Genomic DNA, 13,055 nt, shown 5'->3' with positions numbered 1-13,055 from the left:
GATGGGGTGTGAGCAACAGGGTCCGTCAACAGCCAACGGACCCCCGCCCTCTCAACGATCAGGAAACGGTGGTGGCGAGATGACGAGGCGGCTGCGATCCACCCTGGTGCGCTGCTGCTCTTTCTCCGCTTCCTCGATCGCCTTCTCGCGGTTCGTCCAGCGGAAGTAGACGAAAGTGATCGCTAGCCAGATCACGAGCCCCCCGGGTACCCACATGATCACCCCACCGAGTCGCTGATCCTCCAACACGTCGAGTGAGAAGATTCGCGGCGCGGCAGCGTACCAGGTGTAGAGGGCGTTGTCCGAGAAGGTGATCAGCGCCGCCACCACCATCATCGGAATCCCCAGCACGAACAGATAGATCATCTGTAGCGGCGGGGCGATGCGTGGCACCTCCGGCAAAGGGCTCAACACGGGCCACCACATGATCGTGCCCGTGACCATGATCATCAGGTGCATCACCACGTGTACGTCGTGGTTCCGCATCATCAGATCGTACGGGCCGGGGAAGTGCCAGGCACCGAAGATGACGTTGTTCAGCGCGAAGGCCACCAGCGGCAGCGATACCCATCGAGCAAGGCGGAGGATCGGGCGCCAGCGGACGACCGGACGCAGCATCCAGTCCGGAGTGCCGTAGAGCAGGAACGGCGGCATGACCAGCATCACGCCGAGATGCTGGACCATGTGTGCGCTGAAGAGGAAATAGTCGGAGAGCTCGTGCAGCGGGCCCTGCAGCGACACGAGCATGATCAGCAGGCCGAGGGTGAAGCTGACGATCTTCGCCAGCGGCACCGGCTCGGAGCCCGGGAAGTAGCGTCGCAGCGGCCCCGCGAAGAGATAGTAGGCCCCTCCGAACAGCAGCCACCCCACCAGAAACGACGGATACAGCCTCCAATCGCTCCAGGAAAAAGTGCCGGCGTGCAGAAGGGCAAGCGACAGCATTGAGCTTCGTGGTTACCGCAACGGATGCAGCAGGTGGTACAGCAGGGTCAGCGAGACGATCACGAGCGTCGCCAGCGCGAACGGGAACAGGAAGATGCCCGTGAAGACCTTGCTGTCGTACTTCAGGTGCATGTAGAACATCACGACCAGCGCGAACTTCGCCGCGGAGAGAATCAGAATCGTCGGAACCGCCATGGGACCGAGCTGATTCTCGATGTAGTAGGCGAAGATCTCGGCCGCGGTGACGACGAACAGGATCGCGCCGATGGTCCAGTACGTCCTCGTGCCGTGCACCGGATGCGAGTGCTGGTCATGCATGATTTCGCGCGTTTCGCTGCTCATCCGGCCTCTACGGAATCAGGTATACGAGGGGGAAGATCACGATCCAGACCACGTCTACGAAGTGCCAGTAGAGGCCTGCGATCTCGACGTTCAGCGACTTTTCCGGCCCGAGCTTACCGGCTGCCGCCATCACCGTCATGGTCGTCATGTAGATGACGCCGGCGAAGACGTGCGCTCCGTGGAACCCTGTCAGCGTGTAGAAGGTCGACCCGAAGAGGTTCGACGTCAGCGTGAGTCCCGCGTGATAGAAGTGGGTGAACTCGTACGTCTGGAAGCCCAGGAAGATCGCTCCGAACAGGGCCACCATGCCCAGCCACACGGTAGACAGCTTGCGGTCGCCGCGCTGTACCGCCGCGAGCCCCAACACCATGAAGAGGCTGCTGAACAGCAGGACGGCGGTGCTGATGGAGGTGAGTGGGATGTCGAGCACCCCCTGGACCACCTCTCCGCTCGGGAGCACCGTGTCGTGTGGGTACGGCCCCGTAAGGCTGTCCCCCTTGTACGCCATGTAAGTGGCAATCAGCGAGCCGAACAGGAGGCATTCCGAACCGATGAAGGTCCAGAACGCCATCTTGCGGCTGTCGACACCGGTCGAGGTGTCGACATGTGCCGGATCGGCGGCGTGTGCGGCGGAATGGTTCACGATGTTGGCTTGCTGGTCGTACAGAGAATGAATACTCGGTGTCTGACTACGGCAACGGGTTATCCGCTATCCGCTATGCGTTATCCGTCGGCCCAGGACGATCCTTTGCCGCTTCCTCGAGGCTCAAGATCCGACGACCGGTCCAAACGGATAACGGACAACGGATAACTGATAACCCCCTCCTCCTCAGTGCCCGCTATGCCCGGGCTCGAACGCCATCGCAAAGATTGTCAGCGCGGTGGCGAAGGCAGCGGCCACCGCGACGCCCCAGTGGATCATGAATCCACTGAAGAAGATGGTGATGCAGAGCGCGAGCACGATCGGATAGATCGACGGCGGGGGGAGGTGAATCCCCAGGTCGTGCGCCGACATCTTGCTCTCGTCGTCCGGATACTCCAGCTCGCTGACGTCCTGGCCGGCGAGGGTGACCGCCCCGGTGTCCTCCTGGTGGCGCCCGTGCGGGATACCTGCCTTGAGCACCGGATCATCCTCCCAGAGCGGCATGCGGCTGCGGACCACCGGGATCTCGGCGAAGTTGTACTCGGGCGGCGGAGAAGACGTCTGCCACTCGAGCGTCGCCGCACCCCAGGGGTTGTTGCCGGCCAGCCGCCCACGCCGCACGGAACGGATCAGGTTGTAGGCGAAGAGGAGCGTCGCCGCGCCGATCAGATAGGATCCGATCGTTGCCAGCATGTTCATCCCGTTGAAGCCGAGGCCGTCGGCGTACGTGAAGGTTCTCCGCGGCATCCCGTGCAGCCCCAGGAAGTGCATCGGGAAGAAGGTCAGGTTCATCCCGATGAAGGTGAGCCAGAAGTGCACGACGCCGAGCTTCTCGTCGAGCAGGCGACCGAACATCTTCGGGAACCAGTAGTAGATCCCCGCCCACAGTCCCATCACCGTTCCGCCGAAGAAGACGTAGTGGATGTGGGCCACCACGAAGTACGTGTCGGTCTGCTGCAGGTCGGCCGGAGCCACCGCATGCATCACCCCGGAGAGGCCGCCGATCGTGAACGTCACGATGAAGGCGGTTCCGAACAGCATGGCGGTGGTGAAGCGAATGGACCCTCCCCACAGCGTTGCCAGCCAGTTGAAGATCTTGATCCCCGTGGGGATCGCGATCAGCATCGTGCCCATCGCGAAGAAGGCATCGGCGATGGGGCCGAGGCCGGTGGCGAACATGTGGTGGCTCCACACGCCCCAGCCAAGCCAGCCGATCAGGATCCCCGAGAAGACCATCACGTTGTAGCCGAAGAGCGGCTTGCGCGCGAAGGTGGGGAGCACCTCGGAGATCATGCCGAAGATCGGCAGAATCAGGATGTACACCTCGGGGTGCCCGAACATCCAGAAGAGGTGCTGCCACAGGACCGGGTCGCCGCCCTTCGCCACGTTGTAGAAGTTCGTGCCGAAGAAGCGGTCGAACATCAGCTCGGTGACCGCAATCGTCAGCACCGCCATGGCGGTGGCGATGAGGACCGCGGTGATCAACGTCATCCACGTGAAGATCGGCATGCGCATCAGCCGCATCCCCGGCGCGCGCAGGTTCAGGATCGTCACGATGAAGTTGATCGACGAGATGATCGACGAGATGCCGAGCACCTGCAGGCCGAGCACGTAGAAGTCGATGTTCAGCCCGGTGGAGAACTGCGGTGTGGTCAGGTTGGCGTAAGCGAACCAGCCCGCATTGGGAAATTGCCCGAAGAAGATGGGCACCGTGGAAAACAGGCCGCCCAGCAGGTAGATCCAGTAGGACAGCGCGTTGAGCCGCGGGAAGGCGACGTCGCGCGCGCCGATCTGCAGCGGTACGACGTAGTTGAAGAACGCGGCCGTCAGCGGCATCAGTGCCAGGAACACCATGGTGACGGCGTGCATGGTGAACATCTGGTTGTAGAAGTCCGCCGTCAGGAAGTCGTTCTCCGGCACAATCAGCTGCGTGCGGACGAGCAGTGCTTCCAGGCCTCCCACCAGGAAGAAGCAGAAGGAGGTCCAGAAGTACAGGATGCCGATCCGCTTGTGATCGACGGTCGTGATCCAGCTCCAGATCCCGGACTTTGCCGACGCCTTCGTCGGGACCGGAATTGCCGTGACGGTGGTCGCTCCCATTACGACTCCTCAGTAAAGCGTCTGCAGATAGGCGACGACGTAGCGGAGTTCCTGCTCACTCAGCCCGGGGGGCGGCATCTTCGCTCCCGGCTTGACCGCGGGCGGATTGTTGATCCAGCGGTGCAGGTTGGCCGCATTGTTTTCCAGTACTCCCCCCGCAATCGTCATCCGCCGCGCGACGTGCGTGAGATCGGGAGCCAAACGCCCGAACTGGGCCGAGGTGCCGCGGATGGTGTGGCAGCCGGCGCAGACGCCGCCGGTGACGAGTTGCTGGCCGACCAGCACTGCCGAGTCCGTCGGGACGACCGCCGGACGAGCCTCGTTCTCGAGCCAGGCGGCGAACTCCTCCGGCTCGTGGGCGATCAAGCGCATCTTCATCAGCGCGTGCGACTCACCGCAGAACTCCGCGCACTGGCCCAGGTAGACGCCCGGCTCGAGCGGGGTGAAGATGATGCGGTTCACGCGCCCCGGGATAACGTCCCGCTTGCCCCCCATCTGGGGGATCCAGAAGGAGTGGATGACGTCGCGCGAGGTCATCTTCAACTCGACCGGGGTGCCGACCGGCACATGGACCTCGTTCGCGGTAACCACGGTGTCGCCGTTGGGGAGCGGATAGCGGAACTCCCACCACCACTGGTAGCCGTATACCTCCACCTCCAGCGCCCCCTCGGGAGCCTCGGCCTGGGTAGCGAAGATCGTCCTCACCGTCGGCACCGCGATGATGGCGATGAGCACCGCGGGTATCAGCGTCCACGCCAGCTCCAGGCGAGTGTTCCCGTGAACCTGCTTGGGCTGCGGGTCTCCCGGCTTGTAGCGGAAGTGGATGAGGATGTAGGTCAGGATGAGGAAGACCGAGAGACCGACACCGAACGCGAGATAGATCGTCAGATCCTGCAGCCGGTCGATAGCGACGGCCATGTCTGACGCCGGATCGAGTGACGTCTGCGGAAAGCGTTCGGCTCCACCGCAGGCGGAGAGCGACAGCGCCAGGGCCAGAGTCGGCGCCCAGCGGGTACAGTGCGGGACGAAGGTTCCACGGATCCTCCGCCACGCTCCCCGGCCAGCGCCGGAGCGGAGCTGCGCGTCGGTCAGCGCCCGCGATAGGTCCACACGTGACGTCATGACGTTCAAGGCTCGGTGTCCGGAAAGAAAAGGCTGCGACCGCGCGCGGTCATTGCGACATTCAGAAGCCGGGCGCGGAGCACGCGCATTATATCCCGCGGCGGATACCCGCGCCAGACCGCGGCAAGCACGCTCCGGCGCCGCCGCAAGAGGGGGAATACCACAAATATAGACGGGGCTTTCCGGGCCGACAGTCGTATTTCTCCCCACCTGTTGTGGTGGATTCCCCTACAAGGCGGACGGAACGCTCGTCCCCGCCTTCCGCTCCCTCGCGGCGCGCGGGATCGACGGCTACGATGTCTCCATGGCTACGCATGGATCCCGTCCTCCCCGAGCACGCCGGACGAACACGCCGCCCCCGAACCTGAAGGAGCGGCTGCGCGCCATGCGCAACGTTCCCCCGTTCATCCGGCTGATCTGGGAGACTCATCGCGGCTACCTGATCGGCATCGCCGTCCTGCGGTTGATCCGCGCCTTCGTGCCGGTGGCCAGTCTGTGGGTGGGGAAGCTGCTGGTGGATGCCATCGTGCTGGACGTGCAGACGGGGGAGCCGCGCTGGAGCTACCTGACGGCCCTGGTCCTGATCGAGCTGGGGATCGTAGTGGTGGGAGAGGTAGCGGCCCGCAGCTCGACGCTGCTGGAGTCGCTGCTGGGCGACCTCTTCTCCAATCGAATGAGCGTGCGCCTGATGGAGCACGCCGCCACGCTCGATCTGAAGCACTTCGAGGACCCGGTCTTCTACGACCGGCTCGAACGGGCCCGTCGGCAGACGGTCGGTCGCCTCGCTCTGCTGACGAGGCTGTTCGGGCTGGCCCAGGACCTGGTGACCCTGGCGACGCTCGTCGGTACCCTCCTGGCCTTCAGCCCGCTGCTCTTCCTGCTGTTGCTGGCCGCCTTGATTCCCGCCTTCCTCGGGGAGACGCACTACGCCGCTCTGGGGTACTCGCTCCTCTACCAGTGGACCCCTGAGCGGCGCAAGCTGGACTACTACCGATTCATCGCCGCGTCCGACGCCACGGCGAAGGAGATCAAGCTCTTCGGGCTCTCCCGGTATCTCATAGACGAGTACGCCCGGCTCGCGGACGAATACTATGTTGCCAACCGCGCGCTCGCGATCCGTCGCAACGCCGTCGGAACCGGCTTGTCGATGCTCTCCACCCTCGGTTACTACGCCGCCTTCGGGATCATCGTCTACCGCACCGTACGGGGCGCGCTCAGCGTCGGAGATCTCACCCTGCTGAGCGGTACGTTCTCGCGGTCCCGCGATTTGGTGCAGCGCACCCTTCTCACCACCAGCGAGCTCTACGAGCAGGCGCTCTATCTGGACGATCTCTTCGTCTTCTTCTCCATGCAACCGACCATTCGTCGGCCTCCGAACCCGCGACCGGTGCCGCGGCCGATCCGGATCGGCTTCGAGTTCCGTGACGTCTGGTTCCGCTACCCGCCTGGCGCGGGCCCGTCCGAGAACGGCAGGGAGGGGGAGAGCGTTGCGGCGAGCGAACCGCTGCCACCCGACGACGACCCGTCCTGGGTGTTGCGAGGGATCAATCTGCGAATTCCACCCTCGGGAAAGCTGGCGTTGGTGGGGGAGAACGGCGCGGGCAAGACCACGCTGATCAAGCTGCTGCTGCGGCTGTACGAACCGACTCGGGGAGAGATTCTGCTGGACGGCTATCCGCTCTCGGAGTACGATCCGGAGGAATACCACCACGAGGTCGGGGTGATCTTCCAGGACTTCGTTCGCTACGACATGAGGGCGGCGGAAAACATCGCGGCAGGCAGGATCTCCGCGCTCACCGAGGCGCCCGAGACCGCCAGATCACGGATACGCGACGCTGCAGACCGGTCGCTGGCGGCGGGGGTGGTGGAATCGCTGCCGGAGCGATACGAGACGATGCTCGGGCGGCGCTTCGAGGGGGGTGTGGACCTCTCCGGAGGACAGTGGCAGAAGGTGGCGCTGGCGCGCGCCTACATGCGCGACGCGCAGGTGCTCATCCTGGACGAGCCGACGGCCGCCCTCGACGCGCGGGCGGAGTACGAAGTCTTCCAACGCTTCGCCGACCTGACAGCCGGGAAGATCGCCATCCTCATCTCGCACCGGTTCTCGACCGTGCGCATGGCCGACCGGATCCTGGTGCTCGAGGACGGGCGCGTGCTGGAAGAAGGCAGCCACGCCGAGCTACTCGCGCTCGGCGGCCGTTACGCGGAGCTGTTTACCCTGCAAGCGGCAGGATACCGGTAAAACAGGTTGCGGACAAAGAGGTGGGGTCGAGCGGGGGAAATTACGAATTACGGATTACGAATTACTTGCCGCCCCCGCCATCTGGTTGCCGACCCCTCTCGTCTCGACCACCCAGCCCTATCGTCCGAGCGAAGCGAAGTATCTCCTGCATTGTTACGGGCATGCGATCCTTCGCTCCGCCCCTACCCGGTTCCGCTCAGGAAGACAAAATCCGTAATCCGTAATTCGTAATTCCGGCCCGGTCACTGCGCCGCCTTCGCCAGCTTCTCCTCCAGCTCCTGGAAACGCGCCATGAGGCGTGGGGCCTCCGGGTCTGTCTCGAGAATGCGGGCTTCCAGGGCGGTCTGGAAGGCGTTCAGCTCGGCGGCAAGCTCGGGCTTCTGGAGCGCCTGTTGCTGAGCGCGCAGGAACTGCTGCTCGATCTGCTGCGCTTCGGTGCGGAGCGCCGCGAGCTTGGCCTCGTCCTTCTGCGCTTCCGCAGCGGCGGCCTCCGCTTCCATCTGGGGGATCCGGCTCATCTTCGTCGGGAGCTCCGGGTCGATCGTTTCCATTTCGGCCCGGATGTGAGCGCCGAGCGAGTCGCGTTGCGCGGCGAGTTGCGGATCCTGCAGCGCCTTCTCCTGCAGCTGGGTGAGCTGCACGTGGAGCTGCTGAAGCTCCGCCAGCCAGCCCTGTACCTCCGGCGTGAGCTCCTGTGGAGCCGCGGGAGCATCCTGGGCGCCCAGCGCCCCGGGGATCGCAACGGCCGCGATCGTAACGAGTCGGACCAGAGAACGACGGGCCTTTCGCATCATAGTTCGGAGCGCTGAAGCGAGAAATGAATCGTGGGCCGTTCCCGCTGGCCCACGGTCGAACCCCTCTGTACCGCGCTGTTCTACGCAAGTTCCGTAGCCACCGCTACATCCAGGCTCGCCACAAGCGGATCGGCGCTTACTCGCGCGGGACCGGTACGCCCAGCACCCGCGGAGGCTCACGGGGGAGCACCTCGCGTTCCTCCCCCGTATCCGGCTCGAGCTCGCCGGCTTCGTCCCCCTCCTTTTCGCCCGTTACGGGGTCGACCGCCGGCGGTAGCTCCCGGGTGACCTCCACTCCCAGCGTGTCCGCTCCGGGCGGCAACGGATAGGACAGCGAATCTGCGGCGCGGCGGCGCAGGGCCTCCAGCTCCGGCCAGTCGATCCCGCTGTCCGCGTAGATCGTGTCCAGCGGAGGGAGCTCGGAGCCCCACTCCTCGTCTCCCCAGAGGGTGTCCCGGTCGAGCGAGTAGCTGGGATAGCCGTTGTCGCAGTAGCGCGGGGCCGGTGGCGTGGAGAGGAAGTACTCCGTGTACGTCTCTCCGCCGGTCGGGCACTGAGGGTTCTCCACCTCGCCTGTTGCTCGGAGCACTTCGGCGGTCCGTACGCCCGGAGGAGGACTCCAGCCTTGAGGGAGCGGCCTGTCCGCGTACACGCGTCGCATCAACCGACCCCAGACCGGAGCCGCGAGGGTTCCTCCGGACGCACCCCGCACGATGGTCTGCCGCCGGTCCAGCCCGATCCAGACGCCGGCGACCAGCTCGGGCGTGTAGCCGACGAACCAGACGTCCGCGGCATCGTTGGTAGTGCCCGTCTTTCCGGCGGCGGCGCCTCGGAATCCGACCGCTCGTACTGCCGTGCCCGTGCCGCGATCCACCACGTCCTGCAGCATCGACGTGAGGACGAAGGCCTGGGCGGGATCCAGAACCTGCTGGCTCCGCGGCGAGGCTTCCCAGACCGTGCGCCCGTGTCGGTCGACGATGCGGCGGATGTAGTGGGGCTCGACCCGGCGTCCTCCGTTGGCGAAGGCGGCGTAGGCATTCACCAGCTCGATCGGCCGCACTTCGGCCGCGCCGAGCGCGGTCGCGGGGAACACCGGAATTTCCGTGGATATGCCCAGGTCGTGCGCGAGGCTGGCCACCGTCTCGATCCCCACTTGCTGGCCGAGCTGCGCGGCGACCGAGTTCTTCGAGCGGGCCAGAGCGTCGCGCAGCAGCATCGGCCCCTCGTAGCCCCCGGTGTAATTCCGCGGCTCCCATACGCGATTCGCGGTGAGCTGAATGCGCACCGGGACATCCTGGACGACGTGCGCCGGCGTTCCGAAGCGTCGAAGCGCCGCCAGGAAGACGAACGGCTTGAAGGCCGAGCCTGCCTGGCGCAGCGCCTGCGTGGCACGGTTGAACTTGGAGTCCCCGAAGTCGCGGCCGCCGACCATTGCCCGGACCTCGCCGGTCCCGACGTCCATGATCACCACAGCGCCCTGCAGATACGGCGTTTCCCCGGACGGCATCGTGTCCCGTGCGGCCGCGTAGGTCGGGTGCCGGTAGGTACCGTAGCGTCCGGATTCGATCGCCTCGAGCTGCCGCCTGAGCTCTTCCTCCGCGGCGCGCTGGGCCTGCAGATCCAGGGTGGTGTGGATCGTCAGGCCCGAGGAGTAGAGGCGCGACCCGACGATCTGCTCCATCTCCTGCCGCACCGCCTCCACGAAGTACGAGCTCGACGGGCCGTCCGTCCCATCCCCGTCCCCCGGATCCAGGACGATCTCGTTGTCGCTGGCCTCGAGTGCCTCCTCGTCTGTGATGAATCCGGCTTCGACCATGCGCGACAGCACCAGGTCTCGCCGGGTGCGCGCGCCTTCCGGGTTGCGGGTTGGATCCAGGCGGGAGGGGGAGGCGGGAAGCGCGGCGAGGGTCGCCGCCTCCTCCAGCGAGAGGTCCGCGGCCGACTTGTCGAAGTAGGCCCGGGCGGCCGCCTCCACGCCGTATGCACCGTTCCCGAGGTAGATATGGTTCAGGTACAGCTCGAGGATCTTGTCCTTGGTGAACTGGCGCTCGATCTGGCGGGCGACGCGCGCCTCCAGGATCTTGCGTCGCAGGTTGCGCTCGGTGTACGGCAGCCACTCCGGGAAGAGATTCCGCGCGAGCTGCTGCGTGATGGTGCTACCCCCCTCCTGCACCCCGCCCGCCCGCAGGTTGCTGAGGAGTGCCCCCACGAGCCGGCGGAAATCGATGCCGCCGTGGTCGTAGAAGCGCTGATCCTCGATGGCGATGAAGGCTTGGGGGAGGTAAGGCGGAAGGGAGTCTATCGAGACGATGCGGCGGTTCACGGTGGCAAGGGTGGCAAACGGCTGGCCGTTGATGTCGAGTAGCTCGGACCCCTCAGCCTGGAACTCCGCCAGATCCTCCAGCGGCGCACACCCGCCAAGCCAGCACGGCGCGAACCAGATCCAGGCAAAGATGGCCGCCCCGATCGTGCTCAGGGCGGCCATCGTCCACAGGGTCACTCGTCCAACCGTCGGCTTGTCGGCCATGCTCAGTGTTGGCTAGGGGACCACCTCCCCGCTCGGGTCGGTTTCCGCATCGTCGTCCGCTTCTGCCCCGTCGCCCGGTTCTGACTCATCGATGAAATCCTCCGGACGCGGGACCCGAGGCTGTCCTGGCACCACCGGCCGCCCTGGCAGCCAGGGAGTGGGATCCACGAACTCCTCCGGCGACCCACACCCTGGTTCGGGAGCGCTCGAAGCCAGGAAGAAGTCTGGCCGGGTGCTCACCGCGAACGGACAATCCTCGGTAACCGGCCGACCGGTGAGCGTGCTGATGTCCCGAACGATCACCCCGGACGGCCGTTCCCAGGGACGCGGAACCTCGTGATTCTCATAGTACTTGCGCACAACGCGTGCCCACACCGGAACGGCGAATCCACCTCCGGTCGCCCCCGAGGTGATGGTCTTCGGCTCGTCGAATCCGAGCCAGACTCCGGCGAGCAGATCGGGGGTGTAGCCGATGAACCAGACATCGGTGTTGGAGTTGGTCGTGCCCGTCTTCCCGGCGACCGGAATGTCATACGGAATGTTCCCGACCGCCGGGTTGCGAACGTTGTAGCCGGTCCCCCGATCGACCACTTCGCGGAGCATGTCCGTGACGATCCAGGCCAGGCCGGGGGGAAGAGCGGGGGTCGGAGCGGAGGTAGGCTCCCACAGCACCTCGCCATTGCGGTCCTCGATGCGGCGGATGAAGCGCGGCGACACCCGCAATCCCGCGTTCGCAAAGGTTCCGTAGGCGGCCACCAGGTCGATCGGATGCACCGCCGCGGCGCCGATGTAGACCGATGGGTAATCCGGGATCGGCGTCTCCAAACCCGCACGACGAGCGACGTTTCGCACCGCGGTCATCCCCACCTCCTGGCCCAGCCGGATCGTGGCCAGGTTCCTGGACTGACGCAGCGCTTCGCGCATCGTCATCGTGCCGCCGATCGTGCCGTCGTAGTTCTTCGGCGACCAGTAGGTGCCATCGGGTTGTCTCACCGAGATGGGTACGTCGTGCACGAGCGACAACGGCGAGCGCCCCTTCTCGATGGCGGCGGCGTAGACGAAGGGCTTGAAGGCGGACCCGGGTTGCCGGAGTGCCTGCGTGGCACGGTTGAACTGCGAGTGCTCGAAGTCTCGACCACCGACCAGGGCGCGAACGGCACCGGTCGTCGGGTCGAGGACCACCACGACGCCCTGTAGGTAAGGGGTCTGTGCCACTCGCTCCTGGTCCGCCGCCTCCTCGACGAAATCCTCGTATGTCTGGTGGCGGTATGGACCGTAGGCGCCCGATTCGATCTCGCGCAGGTGATCCTCGAGGGCGGCCTCCGCCTCCGCCTGCAGCGCCGAGTCGATGGTCGTGTAGATGCGGAGCCCCCCGGTGTATAGCAGCTCCCCGAAGCGGTCCTCCAGCTCTCGTCGGACGAGCTCCACCACGTACGGTGCTCGCTCCAGGCCGCGCGGGGGAGCCAGCACAAGCGGCAACCGGCGAAGTGTCTCCGCCTCCTCCTCGGTGATCACCCCGGTCTCCGCCATCTCGCGCAGCACGAGGTTGCGGCGGTTGCGCGCCGCCTCGGGATTGCGTCGCGGGTCGTAGAAGCTCGGCGCCTTGGGAAGGGCCGCAAGGGTGGCGGCTTCGGCGACGGTGAGCTGCGCGGCAGGCTTGCCGAAGTAGGTACGGGCCGCGGCTTCCACGCCGTAGGCGCCGCTGCCAAGGTAGATGTGGTTCAGGTACAGCTCCAGGATGCGCTCCTTGGAGAAGCGCTTCTCCATCTCCCGCGCGAGCCGGATCTCAGCGAGCTTGCGGCGCAGCGACTTCTCGCGAATGGGGAGCTGCTGCGGAAACAGGTTGCGCGCGAGCTGCATGGTGATCGTGCTGCCGCCGGGTCCGCCCCACCCGCCGAAGAGGTTGTCACGCACGGCGGCGAGGAAGCGCACGACGTCCACCCCGCCGTGCTCGAAGAAGCGGCGATCCTCCACCGCCACGAAGGCCAGCGGCACGTGGCGCGGAAGGGTCTCCAGCTCCACGAGCTGGCGGCGTTCACGGTACAGGAGGCCCAGCGTCGCGCCGCCGGCGTCGAGGACGACCGACGCCTCCTGCGGAGCCAATTCGGCCACCTGCTCCGCCGTCGGACATCCGCCCGCACAGGCCTGCGACCAGGCACCGAGCGCGACCCCGGCGCTGCTCGAGGCCAGGCCCACCGCCGCGAAGGCGAGAAGTCCCAGCGCACGCTTGCGATCCCGGCTGGCGGCGGCGAGCTCCGCACGCACGCTGCGCCAGATCTGCTCGGCGCGCTGCCGGATCTTGTCGAGGAGTCCTTCCAAGTCGATCACCACGCAAAGGGGAGG

General features: G+C 65.8%; 9 protein-coding genes. 1 reads left to right on the top strand and 8 read right to left on the bottom strand.

The genetic code is table 11. The annotated features are described in order from the left end of the window. Positions 1 to 51: 51 nt before the first annotated feature. From VF167_10500 to coxB, 5 genes are all read right to left on the bottom strand, one after another. Positions 52 to 942 (bottom strand): cytochrome c oxidase assembly protein, encoded by an 891-nt coding sequence (locus VF167_10500; protein HEX6925856.1) that lies wholly within the window; start codon positions 940 to 942, stop codon positions 52 to 54. A gap of 12 nt (positions 943 to 954) precedes the next feature. Beyond that, positions 955 to 1,284, bottom strand: coding sequence for a cytochrome C oxidase subunit IV family protein (locus VF167_10495; protein ID HEX6925855.1), 330 nt, complete (start codon positions 1,282 to 1,284; stop codon positions 955 to 957). Between the two features lie 7 nt (positions 1,285 to 1,291). Further along, on the bottom strand, positions 1,292 to 1,927 hold the full coding sequence (locus tag VF167_10490; protein ID HEX6925854.1) for a cytochrome c oxidase subunit 3: 636 nt from the start codon (positions 1,925 to 1,927) through the stop codon (positions 1,292 to 1,294). 186 nt (positions 1,928 to 2,113) lie between these two features. Beyond that, a complete protein-coding gene (ctaD, locus tag VF167_10485) occupies positions 2,114 to 4,027 on the bottom strand; it encodes a cytochrome c oxidase subunit I (GenBank protein HEX6925853.1) in 1,914 nt (637 codons plus the stop codon). Positions 4,028 to 4,036: 9 nt separating this feature from the next. Continuing rightward, entirely contained in the window at positions 4,037 to 5,149 is a 1,113-nt protein-coding gene (gene coxB / locus VF167_10480) for a cytochrome c oxidase subunit II (protein HEX6925852.1), read from the bottom strand. Between the two features lie 304 nt (positions 5,150 to 5,453). Here coxB and VF167_10475 point away from each other — a divergent pair, with 304 nt between their 5' ends. After that, entirely contained in the window at positions 5,454 to 7,391 is a 1,938-nt protein-coding gene (locus tag VF167_10475; protein HEX6925851.1) for an ABC transporter ATP-binding protein, read from the top strand. A 242-nt stretch (positions 7,392 to 7,633) separates the two neighbouring features. Here VF167_10475 and VF167_10470 read toward each other — a convergent pair whose 3' ends face one another. The 3 genes from VF167_10470 to VF167_10460 all read right to left on the bottom strand — a co-directional run bounded on the left by VF167_10470 (position 7,634) and on the right by VF167_10460 (position 13,040). Next, entirely contained in the window at positions 7,634 to 8,185 is a 552-nt protein-coding gene (locus tag VF167_10470; protein HEX6925850.1) for a hypothetical protein, read from the bottom strand. A gap of 136 nt (positions 8,186 to 8,321) precedes the next feature. Further along, positions 8,322 to 10,712 carry a penicillin-binding protein 1A gene (locus VF167_10465; protein ID HEX6925849.1) on the bottom strand — a complete coding sequence of 797 codons (2,391 nt, stop codon included), beginning with the start codon at positions 10,710 to 10,712 and terminating at the stop codon, positions 8,322 to 8,324. A gap of 12 nt (positions 10,713 to 10,724) precedes the next feature. Then, positions 10,725 to 13,040, bottom strand: a complete 2,316-nt coding sequence (locus VF167_10460) for a PBP1A family penicillin-binding protein (GenBank protein HEX6925848.1) — start codon at positions 13,038 to 13,040, stop codon at positions 10,725 to 10,727. Positions 13,041 to 13,055 lie beyond the last annotated feature (15 nt).

This window comes from Longimicrobiaceae bacterium, from assembly GCA_036375715.1.
Taxonomy (GTDB): Bacteria; Gemmatimonadota; Gemmatimonadetes; order Longimicrobiales; family Longimicrobiaceae; genus DASVBS01.
The sequence above is the reverse complement of the archived record's forward strand: the minus strand, read 5'-3'. Positions and strand labels throughout refer to the sequence as shown.